The organism is Bacteroides sp. 41_26 (genome assembly GCF_949740115.1).
GTDB classification, from domain to species: Bacteria; Bacteroidota; Bacteroidia; order Bacteroidales; family Bacteroidaceae; genus Bacteroides; species Bacteroides nordii.
Window position 1 is genome coordinate 23,966 of the sequence record NZ_CATJGZ010000045.1, and the last position, 21,401, is coordinate 45,366.

Annotated in this window: 19 protein-coding genes and 1 pseudogene; 13 read left to right on the plus strand and 7 right to left on the minus strand. The window is 41.1% G+C overall.

What is annotated here, in order from left to right; all coding sequences use genetic code 11:
- Nucleotides 1–71 precede the first annotated feature (71 nt).
- From QX565_RS02015 to QX565_RS02025, 3 genes are all read left to right on the plus strand, one after another.
- Nucleotides 72–2,207, plus strand: a complete 2,136-nt coding sequence (locus QX565_RS02015) for a cation:proton antiporter domain-containing protein (RefSeq protein WP_289290994.1) — start codon at nt 72–74, stop codon at nt 2,205–2,207.
- Complete coding sequence (locus QX565_RS02020; RefSeq protein WP_289290996.1) at nt 2,207–2,917, plus strand: tRNA threonylcarbamoyladenosine dehydratase; 711 nt, start codon at nt 2,207–2,209, stop codon at nt 2,915–2,917. The genes QX565_RS02015 and QX565_RS02020 overlap by 1 nt, the downstream gene beginning before the upstream one ends.
- Before the next feature lie 101 nt (nt 2,918–3,018).
- Nucleotides 3,019–3,675, plus strand: coding sequence for an ABC transporter ATP-binding protein (locus QX565_RS02025; protein WP_289290998.1), 657 nt, complete (start codon nt 3,019–3,021; stop codon nt 3,673–3,675).
- A gap of 181 nt (nt 3,676–3,856) precedes the next feature.
- On the opposite strand, the gene QX565_RS02030 is transcribed toward QX565_RS02025, so the two are convergent.
- Entirely contained in the window at nt 3,857–4,762 is a 906-nt protein-coding gene (locus QX565_RS02030) for a ComEA family DNA-binding protein (protein ID WP_289291000.1), read from the minus strand.
- A gap of 6 nt (nt 4,763–4,768) precedes the next feature.
- Nucleotides 4,769–6,136, minus strand: a complete 1,368-nt coding sequence (locus tag QX565_RS02035) for a sodium-dependent transporter (RefSeq protein WP_289291002.1) — start codon at nt 6,134–6,136, stop codon at nt 4,769–4,771.
- Between the two features lie 103 nt (nt 6,137–6,239).
- Between QX565_RS02035 and QX565_RS02040 the strand changes: the two genes are divergently transcribed.
- Nucleotides 6,240–6,647, plus strand: a complete 408-nt coding sequence (locus tag QX565_RS02040; protein WP_289291003.1) for a VanZ family protein — start codon at nt 6,240–6,242, stop codon at nt 6,645–6,647.
- A gap of 4 nt (nt 6,648–6,651) precedes the next feature.
- Here the strand turns inward: QX565_RS02040 and QX565_RS02045 are convergent, their stop codons facing one another.
- The gene (locus QX565_RS02045) at nt 6,652–7,950 is read right to left on the minus strand and encodes a UDP-N-acetylmuramoyl-tripeptide--D-alanyl-D-alanine ligase (protein ID WP_289291005.1); all 1,299 of its coding nucleotides are present in this window, start codon (nt 7,948–7,950) and stop codon (nt 6,652–6,654) included.
- A 220-nt stretch (nt 7,951–8,170) separates the two neighbouring features.
- On the opposite strand from QX565_RS02045, the gene folP reads away from it, so the two are divergent.
- The 4 genes from folP to QX565_RS02065 all read left to right on the plus strand — a co-directional run bounded on the left by folP (nt 8,171) and on the right by QX565_RS02065 (nt 12,820).
- The gene (folP, locus tag QX565_RS02050; RefSeq protein WP_289291007.1) at nt 8,171–9,025 is read left to right on the plus strand and encodes a dihydropteroate synthase; all 855 of its coding nucleotides are present in this window, start codon (nt 8,171–8,173) and stop codon (nt 9,023–9,025) included.
- Nucleotides 9,026–9,069: 44 nt separating this feature from the next.
- A complete protein-coding gene (cdaA, locus tag QX565_RS02055; RefSeq protein ID WP_289291059.1) occupies nt 9,070–9,834 on the plus strand; it encodes a diadenylate cyclase CdaA in 765 nt (254 codons plus the stop codon).
- A gap of 16 nt (nt 9,835–9,850) precedes the next feature.
- A complete protein-coding gene (locus QX565_RS02060; protein WP_289291009.1) occupies nt 9,851–11,389 on the plus strand; it encodes a TldD/PmbA family protein in 1,539 nt (512 codons plus the stop codon).
- Nucleotides 11,390–11,500: 111 nt separating this feature from the next.
- Nucleotides 11,501–12,820: a TldD/PmbA family protein gene (locus QX565_RS02065; RefSeq protein ID WP_289291011.1), complete on the plus strand. Its 1,320-nt coding sequence runs from the start codon at nt 11,501–11,503 to the stop codon at nt 12,818–12,820.
- 355 nt (nt 12,821–13,175) lie between these two features.
- Here the strand turns inward: QX565_RS02065 and QX565_RS02070 are convergent, their stop codons facing one another.
- The 4 genes from QX565_RS02070 to QX565_RS02085 are packed head-to-tail and all read right to left on the minus strand — an operon-like array spanning nt 13,176 to nt 16,201.
- The gene (locus QX565_RS02070; RefSeq protein WP_289291013.1) at nt 13,176–14,189 is read right to left on the minus strand and encodes a GNAT family N-acetyltransferase; all 1,014 of its coding nucleotides are present in this window, start codon (nt 14,187–14,189) and stop codon (nt 13,176–13,178) included.
- Between the two features lie 9 nt (nt 14,190–14,198).
- Entirely contained in the window at nt 14,199–15,116 is a 918-nt protein-coding gene (locus tag QX565_RS02075; protein ID WP_289291015.1) for a DUF2156 domain-containing protein, read from the minus strand.
- Between the two features lie 54 nt (nt 15,117–15,170).
- Nucleotides 15,171–15,866, minus strand: a complete 696-nt coding sequence (locus tag QX565_RS02080) for an LrgB family protein (protein ID WP_289291017.1) — start codon at nt 15,864–15,866, stop codon at nt 15,171–15,173.
- Nucleotides 15,863–16,201, minus strand: coding sequence for a CidA/LrgA family protein (locus tag QX565_RS02085; protein WP_002558953.1), 339 nt, complete (start codon nt 16,199–16,201; stop codon nt 15,863–15,865). The genes QX565_RS02080 and QX565_RS02085 overlap by 4 nt, the downstream gene beginning before the upstream one ends.
- A gap of 207 nt (nt 16,202–16,408) precedes the next feature.
- Between QX565_RS02085 and QX565_RS02090 the strand changes: the two genes are divergently transcribed.
- The 5 genes and pseudogenes from QX565_RS02090 (at nt 16,409) to QX565_RS02110 (ending at nt 21,389) form a co-directional block, all read left to right on the plus strand.
- Entirely contained in the window at nt 16,409–17,092 is a 684-nt protein-coding gene (locus QX565_RS02090) for a hypothetical protein (RefSeq protein WP_289291020.1), read from the plus strand.
- A gap of 30 nt (nt 17,093–17,122) precedes the next feature.
- A pseudogene (locus tag QX565_RS02095) lies at nt 17,123–17,410 on the plus strand (DUF4384 domain-containing protein); the annotation flags it as partial.
- 59 nt (nt 17,411–17,469) lie between these two features.
- The gene (locus QX565_RS02100; RefSeq protein ID WP_289291021.1) at nt 17,470–19,020 is read left to right on the plus strand and encodes a hypothetical protein; all 1,551 of its coding nucleotides are present in this window, start codon (nt 17,470–17,472) and stop codon (nt 19,018–19,020) included.
- Nucleotides 19,021–19,153: 133 nt separating this feature from the next.
- Complete coding sequence (gene pta / locus QX565_RS02105; protein ID WP_002558957.1) at nt 19,154–20,173, plus strand: phosphate acetyltransferase; 1,020 nt, start codon at nt 19,154–19,156, stop codon at nt 20,171–20,173.
- 19 nt (nt 20,174–20,192) lie between these two features.
- On the plus strand, nt 20,193–21,389 hold the full coding sequence (locus QX565_RS02110) for an acetate kinase (RefSeq protein WP_289291024.1): 1,197 nt from the start codon (nt 20,193–20,195) through the stop codon (nt 21,387–21,389).
- Nucleotides 21,390–21,401 lie beyond the last annotated feature (12 nt).

A 21,401-nucleotide genomic window follows, 5' to 3' on the forward strand; every position in this document is an offset into this window, starting at 1 on the left:
AATTATAACATTCTGGCATATAATTGATAACTTTTTTGTTATTTTGCAGAGAAAACGTAAAACTTAGATATATGCAGTGGCCCGATTTTAATTTAAACCTACCTATAACAGATCCTACATGGATATTTCTCCTTGTACTTCTTATCATATTGTTTGCTCCTATGGTGTTGGGCCGGCTTCGTATTCCACATATAATCGGAATGATTCTGGCTGGTGTGGTGATTGGTGAACATGGATTCAATATTCTGGCACGCGATAGTAGTTTTGAACTTTTTGGAAAAGTAGGTCTCTATTACATAATGTTTCTGGCCGGGCTCGAAATGAACATGGGGGACTTTAAACAGAATCGTGGTAAAGCTGTGGTATTAGGGCTGTTGGCATTTGTCATTCCTATGGCACTGGGGTTTATCACTAACATGACGGTATTGAAATATGGGTTCATTACCTCTGTGTTACTCGCCAGTATGTATGCTTCCCATACGCTTGTGGCTTATCCTATTGTGATTCGTTACGGAGTATCACGTCATCGAAGTGTAAGTATTGCCGTTGGAGGAACAGCGGTTACCGATACATTGACTTTGTTGGTGCTGGCGGTTATTGGTGGATTGTTTAAAGGTGAGTCTTCGGAGATGTTCTGGTTGTGGCTGGTAGTTAAAGTTATTTTCCTGGGTTTTCTTATTATCTTCTTTTTTCCTCGTATCGGACGTTGGTTCTTTCGAAAGTACGACGACAATGTGATGCAGTTTATTTTTGTTCTGGCAATGGTTTTCCTGGGAGCCGGATTGATGGAGTTTGTAGGAATGGAAGGTATTTTGGGAGCATTTCTTGCCGGATTGGTCTTAAATCGTCTTATTCCCCATGTATCTCCGTTAATGAATCATCTGGAGTTTGTGGGTAATGCTTTGTTTATTCCATACTTCCTGATTGGAGTGGGAATGTTGATTGATATTAAAATTCTCTTTGGACATGGTGACGCTTTAAAAGTGGCAGTAGTAATGACTACTGTTGCATTGGCGAGTAAGTGGATTGCTTCGTGGCTTACTCAGAAAATCTATAAGATGAAAGCTATCGAGAGAGAGTTGATGTTTGGGCTTAGCAATGCACAGGCGGCAGCTACGCTGGCAGCCGTACTTGTGGGCTATAATATTATTTTGCCCAGTGGCGAGCGATTATTGAATGAGGATGTGTTGAATGGTACTATTGTATTAATTCTGTTCACTTGCATCATCAGCTCGTTTGCTACTGAACGGGCTGCTCGTAAGCTCGCTATGCATGAAGCACAGTTGGATACGGAAAATAGTAAAAAGGAGACACCTGAGAAGATTCTGATTCCGGTGGCAAATCCGGATACTATTGATGATTTGATAAACTTGTCTTTGCTGATCCGCGATTCTAAACAAAAAAATAATTTGCTGGCGTTGAATGTGATTAATGATAACAGTAGTTCGGAACGTTTGGAGTTGTGTGGTAAAAGAAATTTGGAACGTGCTGCTATGATAGCTGCATCAGCGGATGTGCCTTTGTCACAGGTGAGCCGGTATGATCTTAATATTGCCTCCGGTATTATCCATACAGCAAAAGAATATGAAGTGACTGATGTGGTAATCGGATTACATCGTAAGGTCAATATTGTAGACTCTTTCTTTGGTAATCTGGCAGATAGTTTGTTGAAGGGGTTACATAGGGAAGTAATGATAGCCAAGTTCCTTATGCCGGTTAATACGCTTCGGCGTATTATTATTGCTGTCCCTCCGAAGGCGGAGTACGAAGCCGGATTTCAGAAGTGGGTGGAACATTTTTGTCGCATGGCAAACATCCTGGGATGTCGTGCGCACTTCTTTGCGAATGAACAGACGTTGAGATACTTACAGCAATTGGTGAAAAAGAAATATGGATTGACCATGACAGATTTCTCCCGTCTGGACGATTGGGGAGACTTGCTATTGCTTACCGGTCAAGTGAATTATGATCATTTACTGGTTGTAGTCAGTGCTCGCCGGGGATCTATCTCTTATGATCCGGCTTTTGAAAAACTACCGGCCCAACTCGGGAAGTATTTCTCAAATAATAGCCTTATTATTTTATATCCGGATCAGTTGGGAGAACCTCAGGAAGCTATTTCTTTCTCAAATCCACGTGGTAGTAATGAGTCGCAGCATTATGAAAAGGTAGGTAAGTGGTTTTATAAATGGTTTAAGAAAAATTGATGGAAAACTGGAAGCAAAGAACAGCACTCTTGTTAGGTGAAGAGAAGATGGAGCGGTTGCGTAATGCCCATGTACTTGTAGTCGGTTTGGGTGGAGTAGGTGCTTATGCAGCAGAAATGATTTGCCGTGCCGGAGTGGGGCGAATGACGATTGTAGATGCTGATACGGTTCAGCCTACCAATCTAAATCGTCAGTTACCGGCTTTGCATTCTACCCTGGGAATGCCTAAAGCCAATATATTGGAAGCCAGATTTAAAGATATTAATCCGGAACTGGATTTAAAAGTGTTACCCGTTTTTCTGAAAGATGAAAATATCCCGGAACTGCTGGATGCTGCCCAATATGATTTTATTGTTGATGCCATAGATACGTTGAGCCCTAAATGCTATCTCATTTATCATGCTTTGCAACGCCGTATTAAGATTGTATCCAGTATGGGAGCCGGGGCAAAAAGTGATATAACTCAAGTTCGTTTTGCCGACCTTTGGGATACCTATCATTGCGGATTGAGTAAAGCTGTCCGGAAACGTTTGCAGAAGATGGGAGTTAAACGAAAAGTGCCGGTAGTATTTAGTACGGAACAAGCGGATCCTAACGCTGTGTTGCTGACTGATGATGAAATGAATAAGAAGTCAACTTGTGGTACGGTGAGTTATATGCCTGCCGTTTTTGGTTGCTATCTGGCAGAGTATGTTATAAAACGATTATGAATAATTATTCAATGTGCTGATATGCCAATGTGCCAATTGGCTGCACTATAGCAACATACCAATTGGCACATTGGCATATTGCCACATTAGCACATTATTATATGATAAAATTAGAAGGAATTACTAAAAGCTTCGGCTCTTTACAGGTTCTTAAAGGTATTGATCTGGAGATAAATAAAGGAGAAGTTGTGAGTATTGTCGGACCAAGTGGTGCTGGTAAAACTACTCTGTTGCAGATTATGGGTACGCTTGATGAACCGGATGCCGGTCATATCTATATCGATGGTACGAATGTCAGTAAAATGAAGGAAAAAGAGCTTTCTGCTTTTCGTAATAAGCATATCGGCTTTGTTTTTCAGTTTCATCAGTTGCTTCCTGAGTTTACGGCATTAGAAAATATTATGATTCCCGCGTTGATAGCCGGGGTATCTTCCAAGGAAGCCACAGCGCATGCATTAGAGATATTAAACTTTATGGGATTGGCAGAGCGTGCTTCCCATAAACCCAATGAACTCTCCGGTGGAGAAAAACAACGGGTCGCTGTAGCCCGTGCTCTTATCAATAATCCGGCAGTAATATTAGCTGATGAGCCTTCAGGTAGCCTGGATACGCATAATAAGGAAGAATTACATCAATTGTTCTTTGAACTTCGTGATCGTCTGGAGCAGACATTTGTGATCGTAACACATGATGAAGGGTTAGCTCAGATTACAGACCGTACTGTTCATATGATAGACGGTATAATTAATAAGTGTTAATACGAAGGAGGAAAATCTAAAAAATGATACCATATGGCTGATTGGTTATTAATATTAATCAATTAGCCGTATCTTTATATCGCTTCTCTACAGAAGTCTGTGAAGATGGTAGGTAGAGTGTTTGTTTTGTTTGTGTGTGATGCATTCTTATCTAGTGTGATAAGGATGCATCTTTTTTATTTTAATGAAAGCTGACATAGGGTGATATTCGTTCAAAATCTTTTTCAGAAAATTCATCATAGAGCTTTAATTGGCTCAGACTCTCTATTTCTCCTTTTTTCTTGCGATACTCAACAATAACCTTTGCTTGATAAAAATTAATGTAGGGATGTGCTTTAAGTCTTTCAATACCTGCTTTATTCAGGTTTATCTGTTGGGTCTCATTCTTGTTGACAAACAACCATTCATGTAGTTTATCCGTATCCAGATGAATATCTTGCAACTGCTCTATTTGGTAGAATCCTCCCAGCTTTTTCCTATATCCTACAATCATACGGGCAATGGCGCTTCCTATACCCGGGATTTTTTTAAATTCAGTGGTGTCAGCCTGGTTTAAGCTGATTGTTGTTCCACTTGGATATTTGTAATATTGTAGAGTATCCCGTGGTTCCTGTTGACTAAACAGTCGAATTGTATCCTGCTCTTTCGGTATATCTGCTATGGATATATAAGGTTCGAGAGTTGTGTATTGCTTTTCTGTCAATCCATATACTTTTTGGAAGTCACTCTGTTTACGGAAGCGTCCTCCTTTGGTACGGTATTTCAGAATATTCTTTGCCATCCATGGCGGAAGTCCCAGGTTAAGAAAAGTAATAGAGTCTGCCGTATTAGGATCGAAAGAAGCGAGTATTACTTCTCGTTTTTTGTACTGGTGGCTTTTGTAACTTGTTTCTCTTTGTTGTTCTCTTTCTTTCAGCGATGCCATAAAATGGGCATACTCTTTTTCGAACTTTTGGTTATCTTCAATTTTCGAGATTTCTCTTGGTGGTATAAACCATGAAACTATACCGACCATAATAATCAAAACGGCAAGGATTATAATACCCTGCCGTTCTGTACGTGAAAAGTAGAAAAAGTCTTTCCACATATCATATTATTTAAGTAATCCTAACTCATTGATAAAGATACAGGAAATTGCTATTGGTGCAATATATTTCAAAATGAAAATGATAAGTTTATAAACGGGAACTTTTAGTGTACCGTTGTTTGTAATCTCGCTCCAGACAATTTTCTTGTCCAGGTACCATCCGGTAAATATTGAAATACACAATCCGCCCAGCGGTAACATGATTTTTGCGGTTACAAAATCAAACAGGTCGAACATTCCTAATCCGAAAACTGTGATACCCTTTGTTACTCCAAGTGACAGGGAGCAGAGTATACCGAGGAAGATACACCCTCCTGTAACAAATAATGCTGCCCGGTGGCGAGTAAACTTAAACTCTTCGTGCAAGTAAGCTGTAACAACTTCATGCAAAGAGATAGTAGAAGTAAGAGCAGCCACTGCCAGCAGTACATAAAACATCACAGAGAATATATACGCCAATAACGGTACTCCACTGAATGCCTGCTGGAACACATTAGGCAGGGTAATAAAGATGAGGCTTGGACCTGCATCCGGCTGAATACCCACAGAGAAAGCAGCCGGGAAGATGATGAATCCTGCAAGTACCGCTACAATTGTATCAATAATCCCTACGCTGAAGGCTGTCTTAGTTAAATTGGTCTTTTTACTGAAATAGGAAGCATAAGTACAAAGACATCCCATCCCTAGGCTAAGTGAGAAAAAGGCTTGTCCCATTGCGCTTAAGAATACATTTCCGTCTACCTTGCTGAAATCTGGTTTAAGTAGAAACTCAATACCTCTGCTTGCGCCTGGCAAAGATACAGAACATACTACTAATATGAGGATGATAATAAACAGCATAGGCATCATTATCTTAGAAGATTTCTCTATCCCCTTCTCTACACCTTTCACGATAATAAAATGAGTACCGAGTAGAAATAGGATCAGCCAAATCGCCGGTCGCCATGGATTGCTTGAGAATGTCTGAAATGAAGAAATAAATTCGTCCGGAGTCTTACCTGAGAAGCCATTGGCTAATGCTTCGAAAATATATTCGAGGGTCCATCCGGCTACTACCGAATAATAACTGAGAATAAGGAAACCGGCAAGTACTCCCATACGTCCTACCCAACGCCAATGCGTACCGGGAGCCAGCTTTTGATAAGCTCTGGCGGTGTTTGAACGAGAATGGCGTCCAATAAGGAATTCGGATACCATGATCGGAAGTCCCAGAAGAAAAATACAACCCAGATAAATAATGATAAAAGCGGCACCGCCATGATTACCGGTTTCGTATGGAAACCTCCATATATTACCCAGTCCTACGGCTGATCCTGCAGAGGCAAGAATCACCCCTAACTTACTGCCAAAGTTCGCTCTGTCATTTTTAGTCATAAAAGCTTTATTTATCTTACAATTCGATATATTTATCTTACTTAAACATGCAAATATAAGAAATGTTCCTTATATTTGCCCAACATCTGTAATTTATTTAGATATGCTTTATTATATTAAGAAATACCCGGTTTCTCTGTTAATAATTCTGGTAGTTATCTATCTGTCGTTTTTCAGACCACCTTCAACAGAGTTAAGTAAAATACCTAATATAGATAAAATTGTTCATTTTTGTATGTATTTCGGTATGTCCGGCATGTTGTGGCTGGAGTTTTTGCGTACTCACAGAAAAGGAGATTCTCCAATGTGGCATGCATGGGTAGGTGCTTTCGTTTGCCCGGTATTGTTTAGCGGTTGTATAGAGTTGTTACAAGAGTATTGTACAACCTATCGTGGAGGAGATTGGTTAGACTTTACAGCCAATTCTTTGGGGGCAATTTTTGCCAGTCTTATCGGTTACTATTGGGTACGCCCCCGGATGTTGAAACAAACAATAAGAGGAAAACAGTAGCAGATTATAAATAATCTACTACTGAACTAAGTTTTATTCCGTTAGACCCCTTTATTAAGATAGTATAATCTTTAGGTTTATCGGCTTGTAATGCCTGTATGAGTTCTTGGGCATTGGAGTATGTCTGGTATGAATGTTCGGCTGCAGCAAACAGGCTTCCAACAAATATGACTTTCTCAAACTCGCATGCTTTAATGAAGTCTACTATCTTTTGGTGCTCAGCTGCACTTTCAGCTCCCAGTTCGCGCATATCTCCCAGTATTAACATCTTATGCGCAACCGTCATTTTATTAAAGTTCTCCAGTGCTGCCATCATACTTGTAGGATTGGCATTATAAGCATCGATAATCAGCGTGTTCTCGGCTGTTTTTTTCAACTGCGAACGATTGTTTTGCGGAGCATATTCAGTGAGTGCTTTATTTATTTTTTGCGGTTCAACTTCAAAGAAGCGTCCGATAGTAACAGCAGCCAAAGCGTTAGGGAAATTATATTCTCCTATCAGCTGGGTTTCTACTTCATAATTTTCACCGCTCTTTCCTGCTTTCCATTCAAAGGTAAGGTAAGGCGAGTTCCCTGTCACATGACCATTGACATAGAGTGATTCATCACTTCCGTAAGGTATTTGATTCAGTCCGGAAGAAATATTCATAAGATATGGATTGTCGTGGTGAATAAAGATAGTTGAACCCTCTTTTTTACGTAGAAAATCATACAGTTCTCCTTTGGTTTTTATAACTCCTTCAAATGAGCCGAAACCCTCGAGGTGTGCTTTAGCCACGTTAGTAATGATGCCGTAATCCGGCTCGACTATTTCTGCTAAGAATTTAATTTCTCCCGGATGACTGGCGCCCATTTCGATGACCGCAAGATCATGTTCTGCTTTCAGGCGAAGAAGGGTAACAGGTACTCCGATGTGGTTGTTTAAATTGCCTTGCGTATAAAGAACATTATAGGATTGTGACAACACGGCTGAGATTAATTCTTTCGTGGTTGTTTTTCCGTTAGTTCCGGTGATACCGATAATTCGGGTACCCAATTGTTTGCGGTGATAGTTGGCCAGCTGTTGTAACGTTTCGATGCAGCTGTTTACAAGGATGTAGCGTTTATCACCTTTCACTACATGAGCTGCTTCGTCAACAATCGCATATGCGCACCCATCGTTAATAGCTTGTGTGGCGAAAGCATTCCCATTGAATGAATCACCTTTGAGGGCAATGAACATAGAGCCTTTAGGGCAATTGCGGCTATCCGTAGTTACTGTATTACATTCCAGAAATATCTGGTAGAGAGCAGAGAGTTCCATATTCTTTCTATAGTTATAAAGACGGCAGCAAAGATAGAGTATAATCTTGAATCGTGTGAAAAGAATAACTGGAAATCTCTTCCCTTTCTCTTTATTTGATAAGATTCTTTCTTAATGAGCGCTAAGAGAATACCGTATCCGGTACAATTTCTTATGATAATAAGCGGTTACTTGCTTTTTTTCTCTACATTTGCAATAATCTAACCGAAAAACGAGATTAATGAACTCATTAGCGCATAGATATTTGAATGTCAACGGGCAACTGCTCGATCTCTCTGTCCCACAAGTGATGGGTATTCTGAATGTTACTCCTGATTCTTTTTATGCCGGAAGCCGGATGCAAACTGAGGCAGATATTGCCGGACGTGCACAACAAATATTGGCCGAAGGTGCTTCTATAATTGATATTGGTGCTTACTCTTCCCGCCCTAACGCGGAAAACATCTCTGCCGAAGAAGAGATGCGTCGTTTACGGACAGGACTGGAAATTGTGGTTCGTAATCATCCGGACGCTGTAGTTTCTGTAGATACGTTTCGGGCTGATGTGGCAGAACAATGTGTAAAGGAATATGGTGTTGCTATCATCAATGACATTGCAGCCGGAGAGATGGACCCGAAAATGTTTGAAACTGTTGCCCGGTTGGGAGTGCCTTATATCATGATGCATATGCAAGGTACGCCTCAAAATATGCAATCTGAGCCACATTATGACGATTTACTTAAAGAGGTGTTTATGTATTTCGCCATGAAGGTGCAACAGTTGCGTGACTTGGGTGTGAAGGACATCATTCTTGATCCGGGATTTGGCTTTGGTAAGACGCTGGAGCATAATTATGAACTGATGGCACATCTTGAAGAGTTCAGTGTTTTCGAACTGCCTTTATTAGTGGGTGTTTCAAGAAAGTCAATGATTTATCGTTTGCTTGGAGGCACACCGCAAGACGCTCTGAACGGAACGGCTGTATTGGATACGGTTGCCTTAATGAAAGGAGCCAATATCCTACGGGTACATGATGTGCGTGAAGCAGTGGAAGCGGTAAGGATGGTGGAGAAAATTGTTAGTTATAAATTGTAAATGTTTATATGGGTGAATATCAAATAATAGCCATGGCTGCCGGTATGTTCTTTGAGTTTGGTATCAAAGATTTTATTGACATTCTGTTGGTGGCTTTCCTTTTGTACTATGTCTACAAATTGATGAAAGCTTCGGGTTCTATCAAAGTGTTCACAGGTATTCTTGTGCTGATCCTGATGTGGCTGGTAGTAACTCAGGTGCTTGAAATGAAACTGCTGGGTTCTATTTTTAATACTTTGATGAATGTCGGTGTACTGGCTCTGATTATACTTTTTCAGGATGAGATACGCCGTTTCCTGCTTACGCTTGGTTCACATCAGCATGTCAATGCTCTGGCACGTTTTTTTACCGGGAATAAAAAAGAGTCATTAGAACATGAAGATATCATGCCGGTAGTAATGGCATGTATCAGTATGGGTAAACAAAAGGTAGGCGCCCTGATTGTGATTGAACACAATGTTCCTTTGGATGGGGTAGTACGTACCGGAGAAATTATTAATGCGGATGTAAATCAGCGTTTGATAGAAAATATTTTTTTCAAAAACAGTCCTTTGCATGATGGTGCGATGGTAATAAGTAAAAAGCGCATTAAAGCTGCCGGATGCATTCTGCCGGTATCTCACAATCTGGATATACCCAAAGAACTGGGGCTTCGTCATCGTGCTGCAATGGGGATATCGCAGGAGTCGGATGCGCATGCTATTATCGTATCAGAGGAGACCGGGTCGATTTCTGTTGCTTATCGCGGGCAGTTCTACCTTCGTTTGAGTGCAGAAGAACTGGAAAGTTTATTAACGAAGAAATCCTAAAAATAATAGATATATTATGGACAGACGAAATTTTATAAGAACAGGAGGCATGGCATTATTAGGTTCGTTGGCTGCAGGCTCGGCGTTGGCTATCCCTTCGGTGAAGGGAGCTTTGGGAGGAGCTGACCAGAAGGCAGCGCTTTCGCAGGCAATGAACCATTTTGGTGTGAGCGAAGAAGATATGAAGAAAGTATTGGCAGCAGCCCTTGAAAAAGGAGGAGATTATGCTGATCTCTTTTTTGAACATACCTTCACCAATGTAATCAGTTTGAAAGACGGGGCGGTGAATAGCTGTAACTCCTATATAGACTTTGGTATGGGAGTGCGTGTGCTTGCAGGTGATCAAACCGGTTATGCCTATGTGGAAAATGTGACGCTTGACGATATGTTGAATGCTGCACGTACGGCTGCACGTATTGCATCCGGCAAGAAGAAATCCGGTCCTGTACGTCTGGCAGAAAAAACATTGAAGAAAAACTACTATCCGATTACTACTCCTTGGGAGGAAATCAGTTTGAAAGATAAGATGCCTTATCTTCAAAAGCTGAATGACAAGATATTCGCATTGGATAAGCGTGTGTCCAAAGTAATGGCCAATCAAAGTGATTCAACATCACATATTCTTTTCTGTAATAGTGAAGGCGTGATGTATTATGATTATCGGCCTATGGTGACGCTTGGTGCAGTCTGTATTATGGAGGAAAACGGAAAGATGGAAAACAGTTATGCTGCCCGAGCCTATCGTAAAGGGTTTGAGTTTCTGTCTGATGACTTGGTTGATATTCTGGCACGCGAAGCTGTGGACAATACAGCCATTCTTTTTAGAGCTATCAAGCCTAAAGGAGGAGAGATGCCTGTGGTGATGGGTGCGGGAGGTTCCGGTATCCTGTTACACGAGGCTATCGGACATGCATTTGAAGCAGATTTCAATCGTAAGAATGTCTCTATTTTCTCCGATCAGTTGAATAAGAAAGTGTGCAATGAACATATTTCTGTAATAGATGACGGTACTATTCCTTTCAACCGTGGATCTGTGAACTTTGATGACGAGGGAGTGGAAGGACAGAAAACATATCTCGTTAAAGAGGGAGTTTTAACCAGTTATATGCACGACCGTATCAGTGCCAAACATTATGGTATTGCTCCAACCGGAAACGGACGACGCGAAACCTTCCGGAATATGCCGATTCCCCGTATGCGTGCTACGTATATGGAACCCGGCAATATGAAAGAGGAAGATATTATAGCTTCCGTAAAACAGGGTATTTTTGTCGATCAGTTTACAAACGGACAGGTGCAGATTGGGGCAGGTGATTTTACTTTCTTTGTGAAATCGGGTTATCTGATTGAGGATGGTAAACTGACACAACCCATTAAAGATATCAATATCATCGGTAATGGTCCGAAAGCATTGGCAGATATTACTATGGTGGCTAATAATGACAAGATTGATAATGGTACCTGGACTTGCGGAAAGGATGGACAATCTTGTCCGGTGACTTGTGGTATGCCTTCGGCGTTGGTTAGTAAACTGACCGTTGGAGGAGAAAACTGAGGAAACAGTGAGAACTAAAAATTAGAAATTAAAAATTAAAGTTGAAACTTCGGGGAATGTGGTAAGGTATATGTTTGATTCCCGGTTTTCGACTCTCAACTTTCAACTCTTATGATTTCAGATAGCAATAAAAAACTGGCACAATGGGCAATGGATTATGCCTTGAAGAATGGTTGCCAGCAAGCAAAAGTGAATCTTTATGCCGGATCAAACTCTTCTTTTGAGTTGCGTGATGCCAAAATGGACCGTTTACAGCAGGCTTCGGAAAATGGCCTGACCATTTTCTTATATGTAGACGGACGCTATGGAACCTATTCTACCAATCGGCTGGATAAGAAAGAACTTGAAACATTTATAAAGAATGGCATTGACTCTACCCGTTATCTGGCAAAGGATGAGGCACGTGTATTGCCGGATGCTTCCCGCTATTATAAAGGAGGAAGTCCGGATTTGAAGTTGTTGGATGCAAAATTCTCTTCCATTCGCCCCGATGATAAAGTAGCATTGGCAAAAGCTGTTGCCGAAGAGGCACTGGGCAAAGATGACCGCATTATTTCTGTCAGTTCTTCTTATAGCGATGGAGATAATTTTGGATACCGGATCACCAGTAATGGTTTTGAAGGAGAAACAAAGTCAAGCTGGTATTCTCTTTATGCCGAGGTTGCAATAAAGGGTGAAGGAGAGGCGCGCCCTTCGGCTGGCTGGTATGAATCATCACTCTATTTTGATAAACTGGTAAAAGCAGGCATCGGGCAGAAAGCCCTGGAACGTGTATTGCGTAAGGTCGGGCAAAGAAAGGCGAAATCCGGTAAATATACGATGGTGGTAGATCCAATGAATGTCAGTCAGCTACTTAGTCCTTTGGTGGATGCTCTTTATGGATCTTCTCTTCAGCAGAAAAATTCTTTCTTGCTGGATAAACTGAATGAAAAAGTACTGGCCGATAAGATGACATTAATAGACGAACCTCATCTGCTGCAAGCATCCGGTGCCCGCTATTTTGATAGTGAAGGTGTAGCAACAGAGCGACGTCCGGTTTTTGAGAATGGAGTGTTGAAAACTTATTTTATTGATACCTATAATGCCAGAAAGATGGGAGTTTCTCCAACTATTAACTCACCCTCTATTCTGGTCATGCAAACGGGCTTAAAGGATCTCGACGGGCTGGTAGCCGGAGTAGATCATGGAATTCTTGTGACAGGTTTTAATGGTGGTAACTGTAACAGTTCTACAGGAGACTTTTCGTATGGTATCGAAGGGTTCCTTATTGAAAATGGGAAACTGACACAGCCTGTATCCGAAATGAATGTGACTGGTAATATGTTGACTCTCTGGTCGTCGTTGTCCGAAACAGGAAACGATCCGCGATTGTCTTCATCCTGGCGTATTCCGTCGCTGGTTTTTGAAGGTGTAGACTTTAGCGGACTCTAAATTAATCTTATACAAATCTTTCCGAAACACACCTGCATCCTGTACACTATTTCTTGGCGTTTTAATGACAAAAGCTGGGAGGTGTGCAGGATGCTCTCTTTTATATACTCACTACTATGTTCACTACTTTAAGTGTGTAAGTCAATACTTATCATGCAATCAGACTACCCTATTTCTGCTTGTCATAAATCAAATGGAAAGAATCAACAACATCCGGGTGTTGTCAGTGAAAACATCCCCATGTTGTAAATTAAAACATTCGGGTGTTTTGTATAATAACATCCGGATGTTTTGTGTTCTTAAATCTAAAGAAGAGTACTAAAGGATTAGTAAATAACGCTTTGCATAATAGCTGTTAATTCAACATTAAACTCATATAAGGTTGCAATGGAGAGAAGAGCTTTTCGCATAGTTCTCCGATGGTCAATTGTCGGTGGCTACCCAACAACCGTTCTTTACTGAATTTACATTTTCCTTTGTAAAGGTAGTAGTAGCCATTATTTATAGCCAATTGTTCGTCTGTTAGCTTTATGTTCATTTCAATTTCCGGATGCAAGGCCGCATGGAACTGTAAAATAGTTCTGGCATCAATGATACGTGCCATGCCGAGGGGATATTGTTCTTCGGCAGCCATAGGGGGAGTAATCATTGTAATAGCGTCGGTGCCTGCTTCCTGCCGGATATGATAGAGCAATGCTTTTTCAATTTCGCCGTTTTCTGTCAGCAATTCATTTATTTGTAATCCATTACCATTCGGATAAACAACGGCTATGCCTGCTATCTGTTCCTGAACGGTAGCTATATAGAATGTGCCTTTACTGATAAGCAAATCTGCGATAATTACTTTAAAGTCACTAAAAGTATGCTGAATACAGCAAGAGCGCTCAGACATTTTTTTGTCGAGATATTGATATGCTTCTTCATTGGCATCTGCTAATTTCGTTATGAAGATATCCGGCACAGGACTTATGTCCCATTGTGATATTTTTTTTTCCGAATAACGAAATACAGGCATATACCCCATACGCGCATAATAATCAAACAACCAGGGCTCTGCAGGGATCAGTGTACTAAGAACAACGCGATTATACCTCATGCGTGCAAATGCCTGTGAAAGTAACTCACGCATGACTCCGTTTCCCCGGAAATCGGGATGGGTACAAGCACCGGAGATATATGAGGTCTGGATTTGTTCGCCACAAAAAGTCATAGGATAGGGTATCATCTGAAGTGCAGAGACTACTTCTTTGCCACTTTCTATAGCGATATTTACTTCGTCATTATAACGTAGGCGAAAATACATATCGATGAACGCATCGCTATCGTCAAAACAAAGCTTCCATAAAGCTTTTATCTGTTGTTTGGTCATCTCTTTATCTTACCATTTAATCATTTCCAGGGGATGTTCTTTAAAGCATGCCATATACTTCTCCAGAATAGTAACGGGCTGGTAGGATAGTTTGGCTTTTCGCAGGCCTTCAATACCCAGATCCTCTTCGCGGTTAATGTAGATATATTGTTCGGGGATGTGATTGGCAAATTCATAGTTGATCATGGCATAAGCCCCGTCAATTGTTGTATCAGCTTTTTCTACATGTATACCGAAAGTCTCTTTGTTGATAGGCATCCCGAAAGTAAATGCAACAATCTTGCCATCGACGTGAAGTATTCCACCTGTTAGCCCCAGGTCTTCGAAATGATTTAATGCATAAATCAGGGCACGGCGTTCATTGCCGGTACCTTCCTGTTGGTCACAGTTATTCACTTTACACCATTCGGCTTCCAGATCTAAACATTCCTGAATACGATCGGAGGTGATAGGGGTATATTCATAGTTACCGTATGTATTCCGGAATTTATTGATGTGGTTTCGCTTAGACTGGAATTTTTTTCCTTTTAGCGTAGCCAGATCGGTGTGCAGGTAGATATAATCTGCATAGTCCCTGTCAGCAGTAAATGTAAACTGTCCCGGCATGATCTCCTCAAGTTCTTCTCTCATACATGCACACACACCCAGCATGCAGAACGGTTGTCCTTCCTGATTTGCGTCTTCAATGAGCAGGTCCAGTACCTTTTTCAGATTTCCTTTTCCGACAGGCATCATATAGGCCAGTTCGTCTCCAACCCAGAATTTGAATGCCAGGAAATCGTCAATGATGGCGAACTGTGTGTTATACAGAAATCTCCAACTGCAAAGGTTGGAAAAAGAAAGGTCGCAATTACGGCGACTACTGTTCATCGTGTAAGATGTAATGGTATCCTTATCCTGGATAGTAATATCCTTAAAATCTATCATATAAAATTTATTTTGCTTTTCGCTTAATAATATAACAAATAGAGGACGTTTTTGTTAGAGAAGACCTAATAATCGGAGAATTGTTGGAGTTAATAATGCAGTGAATATTCCGTTTAATGTCAATCCCAGACTGGCATATGCTCCATATTTACTGCTGATATCCATCGCAGTGGAGGTTCCTACCGCATGAGCGGCGGTTCCCATGGATAATCCCTGGGCTATCGGACTACCTACATGCATCAGTTTCATTGTTTTGAATCCGAGTATGGCCCCCAGTAATCCGACACAGACTACTACTGCTGCTGTCAGCGAAGGAATACCTCCTAAGGTTTTAGTTACTTCCATGGCAATAGGAGTAGTTACGGATTTCGGAGCCAGAGAGAGAATAACTTCTTGTGAAGCTCCCATTAGTTTGGCTATCAGTACAACGGAAACAACTCCGACAAAACAGCCAGCCAACTGTGATAATAATATGGGTAGCAATTGTTTTTTGATTGTTTCCAACTGTAAATACAGAGGTACCCCCAGCGCTACTACTGCCGGTTTAAGCCAGAATTCAATCAGATGGCCGCCTTCATTGTAAGTTTCATAACTGATATGGGCTATTTTCAGAAAAATGATAAGGACGGCTATAGTGAGTAGAATAGGATTCAGCAAAAGAAATCCCGTCTTCTTCTGCAGTAACTTGGCAAAGAAGTAAATCCCGAAGGTGATAGCCAACAGGAAGAATTCATTTTCTAAATAATTCATTTGATTTTACGTGTTAATTGGTGAACCCATCCGGTGACAACAAGCACCAGAATGGTACTGATAAGGGTTGCAACTACTATCGGCCAGAATTGTGCCTCAATGATGTCAAAATAGAGCATAAGGGCAACTCCTGGTGGAATAAAGAAGAATCCCAGATTAGCAACTAAGAAGTCGGACATACCTTGCACCCAATGCAACTTGATCCAACCTAATTTCAGAAATAGGGTGAGCAACAACATTCCTATGATGCTGGACGGGAGCTTAATTCCCGTGAGAAAAACAATCAATTCACCCAAAGCCAAACAGCCAAATAAAATGGCACACTGACGTATCATATTTTATACCTATTGAATTTGAAAACGGTGCAAAGTTATGAAATAAGTAGGAGAGTTGTCACTGTTTTCCGTGAAGAAATTATTTTAACCATTCAATTGTATGAAAAAAAACAATGAAAAAAGGAATAGAAAAGAAAATATATATATTTTTGCAAATATCAATGTCCGATTTAAAAAACGAATATTAACTACTAAAACAAGACGAATATGAAGAAGAACTTGCTAATCAGCGTTTTCACGGTTTTTGCTCTGATGTTATCTGTAAATACCTTTGCACAAGAAAAGGCTACCAAGAAAGACTACAAAACAATGGCAAAACAAGAGAAAGTTTTAAACAATGAACTGAAAAAAAAGGCACTTAAAGATGCACGTAAAGAAGCTAAGAAATTAACAAAAGAAGGGTTTAAAACTCCAATTGGGAAATTGCCATTAGATAAGCAGATAGAGGATGCATGGCAGAAGCAGGCAGAAATGACTCCGGACGGAACTCCGTTCTGGTATGTTGCTTCTTCAAGAGCTATTGGTGGTAATCAGTCTTCTGCTGTTTTGCAGGCAACCAATGCTGCCAAAATAGAACTTGCGGGGCAGATTCAAACAAAAGTGTCTCAGCTGATTGAGGCAAAAGTGGCCAATGATGATATGGGACAGGAAGAAGCTGCCAGTCTTTCAAGTGTAGTTGCTGCCAGTAAAAGTGTGATTTCGGCTACTTTGGGACGTATCACGCCATTGGTAGAAGTGTATAGAACGCTTGAAAACAAAAATGTAGAGGTGATGGTAACACTTGGGTATAGCCTGGAATCTGCGAATAAGGCTGCGATTAGTGCAGTACGTGCCGAATTGGCAAAGAAGTCGGAAGACCTGGCCAAAGAACTGGATAAGTTAGGGTATTAAGGATCGATTATTAAAAAGGGAAAGATTTGAATGAGAATAAATAGGCTACTCGGAGTTATAGCTATTTTATTGTTGATATCTGCCGGAAGCCTTTGTGCCCAGGACATTGTTAAGGTGAAAGGGGTACAGGGGCGTTGGCAGGTCAGTGAAGAGATCACTTTGAAGCAAGCTGAGGAGCGCGCTTTTATGGAAGCCAAGAAAGCTGCTTTACAGAAAGCTGGGGTGATGGAAAACGTCTGGTCGGTTTTCGGGCAGATAACTCAGAATGACGGGCAAGAGTTTCATGAGGCATACTCGCAGATGAGTGTGCTTTCTATGAGATGATGTTGATTAAGTAGGATAATAATGAGTCGCTGGTTACTAAAAATAATACGCAGATGAATAAGATGAAGTGTATTTTTCCTTTTGTGATTGAGCTATTGGCTGTTCCGGTGGCAATGGCGCAAGATGTTGACTTTGAAAAGGAATTTGAAAGTTTTCAAAAGCAGCAACAGAAAGAGTTTAATGATTTTAAAAATAAGGCGGATGCCGACTTTGATACTTTTCTTAGAGAAGCGTGGACTAAATTTGAGGCATTTGATGCTGTAGAAGCGCCGGTACGTCCTGAACCTGTCAAACAACCGGTATTTGATGGTAAACGGTCACAAGCACCTATTGAAATTAAACCGGCTCCTCCAAGAATACCGGGAATGGAAAGGCCTACTCTTGAAGGGAGACCGGTTGAGATAAAGAAACCCGCTTTACCATCTATTACGGATAAACCTGTACCAGGAGTGTATATTCCGGGACGGCCCTATCTTCCCGTGAAAATAGATATTCCGGTGGTACCGGAATCAGAGACTCCTGTACGTCGTACGCCTGTTGATTTTTATGGTTCTTTCTTTAATGTGGCAACTGGTGCAATTGAAAATCTTGCATTGGCAGGGAATCGGGAAGCAGATGTTGCCGATGCTTGGAGCCAGCTTTGTAAAGCGGATCATGAACAATTGATAAAGGATTGCATGACTCTGCGTGAAGAGAAGAAGATGAGTGACTGGGGGTATTTGTTGTTTACTAAGAAGCTTGGCGAACAGCTTTATGGTGAACAGCAGAAAGATGATATTGCTTTTTTGCAAATGTTTATTCTGAATAAATCGGGATATAAAGTACGCCTTTCCAAAATTAACGAAAAACTGAAACTGATGGTAGCACCTGCCGCAGCATTATATGGTATACCTTATATAATATTGGAGGGTACCAAGTATTATGTCTTTGATGCGGAAAAGCAGAATGGCCCGATGGGAGTTTATACCTATAAGCAGGATTTTGCGAATGCAAAGAATTATGTTTCTCTTTCTATCGATGCGGCGCCTGAGTTTAATATGGTTGAATATGCAGAAGCCATATCTCCTAAATCCGGTTCGGTAAAAGTGGAGACGGTGGTTAATAAGAACCTGATAGAATTTTATAAGAGCTATCCGCAGTGTGATGTGTCGGTATATTATCACACTCCCATGAGTGAAGAGTTAAAAGCAACTCTGTATCCTCCTCTGAAAGAAGCTATCAAAGGTAAATCTCAGCGAGAGGCTGCTAATATACTCATAGAGTTTGTGCAGACAGGTTTTGAATATCAGACCGATGGGGCACAGTTTGGTTATGAGAAACCTTTCTTCCTGGACGAAAACTTTTTTTATCCGGCTTGTGACTGTGAAGACCGTGCTATCTTGTATTCTACTTTAGTGAAAGATTTGTTAGGCTTAGATGCTATTTTACTCGATTATCCCAATCATATTGCTTCAGCAGTCCGTTTTACAGAGGAGATTCCCGGTGATTATGTGGTGCTGGACGATGGTGCCAAATATTTGATTTGTGATCCTACTTATATTGGTGCTTCTATCGGAATGTGTATGGAACAGTTTAAGGAAGTATCTCCGCAAATCATTCGTTAGTGTTAAATATTATAATAATTGTATCTTCGGGGCGTAAAAACGCCCCGTTTTGCAATGTAGATATTGCAAAATTGTGTACTTTTGCGGCGTGAATAACACCTACTACCAGAATTATACATAAAATTAAATATCTATGCTCAATTTAATTAACTCTATTGTTGCACGTGCGAAAGCGGATCGTCAACGCATTGTTCTTCCTGAAGGTACAGAAGAACGTACTCTGAAAGCTGCCAATCAGATTTTGACAGATGAAGTTGCTGACCTTATTCTTCTGGGTAATCCGGATGAAATTCATGAGGCTGCTGCTAAGTGGGGATTGGGAAATATCAGTAAGGCAACCATTATTGACCCGGAAAATCATGCGAAACAAGAAGAATATGCACAATTGTTGTGTGAGCTTCGGAAGAAAAAAGGCATGACTATTGAAGAAGCCCGTAAATTGGTACTCAACCCATTGTATTTGGGATGTCTTATCATTAAAAACGGAGATGCTGATGGTCAGTTGGCCGGTGCACGTAATACAACAGGTGATGTGCTTCGTCCTGCTCTTCAGATTATTAAAACAAGCCCGGGCATCACTACTGTGTCTGGTGCAATGTTGATGTTGACACATGCACCTGAGTGTGGACAGAATGGTCTGCTTGTAATGGGAGACGTTGCTGTAACTCCGGTTCCCGATGCTGCTCAGCTGGCTCAGATTGCAGTTTGTACAGCTCGTACAGCACAGGCTGTTGCCGGAATTGAAGATCCGAAGGTAGCTATGTTAAGCTTTTCAACCAAAGGTTCTGCAAAGCATGAGGTAGTAGACAAAGTGGTAGAAGCAACAAGATTGGCTAAAGAAATGGCGCCAGAGCTAAATATTGATGGTGAAATGCAGGCGGATGCCGCTCTGGTTCCTTCAGTGGGTGCAAGTAAAGCACCGGGATCTCCGGTTGCAGGTGAAGCTAATGTGCTGATAGTACCAAGCCTCGAAGTGGGTAATATTTCTTATAAACTGGTTCAGCGTTTGGGACATGCCGATGCAGTAGGACCGATTCTTCAGGGTATTGCTCGTCCGGTGAATGATCTTTCACGCGGTTGTTCTATTGAAGATGTTTACAGAATGATTGCTATTACTGCTAATCAGGCTATTGCTGCCAAGAAGGCGAAATAATTTAAAATCGAAATCAAAAATGAAAATATTAGTATTGAACTGTGGTAGTTCATCCATTAAATACAAGCTGTTCGACATGGACAGCAAGGAAGTGATTGCACAAGGTGGTATCGAAAAGATAGGTTTGAAAGGTTCATTCCTGAAACTTACTTTACCGAACGGAGAGAAGAAAGTACTTGAAAAAGATATTCCCGAACATACAGTAGGTGTAGAATTCATTCTTAATACTTTGGTTAGCCCGGAGTATGGTGCGATTAAGTCTCTGGATGAAATTAATGCGGTAGGTCATCGTATGGTACACGGAGGCGAACGTTTTAGCAAGTCTGTATTGCTGGACAAAGACGTATTGGAAGCTTTTGTTGCTTGTAATGATTTGGCTCCGCTTCACAATCCTGCTAATCTGAAAGGTGTAAATGCTGTCTCAGCTATCCTTCCTAATATTCCTCAGGTAGGTGTATTTGATACGGCTTTCCATCAGACAATGCCGGATTACGCATATCTTTATGCTGTACCCTACGAACTGTACGAGAAATATGGTGTACGCCGTTATGGCTTCCACGGAACTTCTCATCGTTATGTTTCACAGCGTGTATGTGAATACTTAGGTATTAAAGCAGAGGGCTTGAAACTCATTACCTGCCATATCGGTAATGGTGGTTCTATTGCTGCTATCAAGGATGGCAAATGTATCGATACTACGATGGGACTTACTCCATTGGAAGGTTTGATGATGGGCACACGTAGCGGTGATATTGATGCCGGTGCAGTGGCTTTCATTATGGACAAAGAAGGTTTGACTACGACAGGTGTTTCTAATCTGCTCAACAAGAAGAGCGGAGTACTCGGTATCTCTGGCGTATCAAGTGATATGCGTGAACTGGAAGCTGCCGTAGCTGAAGGAAATCCGAAAGCAATTCTGGCGGAGAATATGTATTTCTATCGCATTAAGAAATATATTGGTGCTTATGCTGCAGCTTTGGGTGGTGTAGATGTTATTCTTTTCACAGGTGGTGTCGGTGAAAACCAGGCAAGTTGTCGTGCCGGTGTATGTGAAGGGCTCGAATTCATGGGTGTGAAGATAGATGCCGAAAAGAACAAAGTACGTGGTGAAGAAGCTATCATTTCTACAGATGATTCAAAGGTAAAGATAGTAGTTATTCCTACGGATGAAGAGTTGCTGATTGCGTCTGACACAATGACTGTTGTGGGTAAATAATCTGTAAAACAG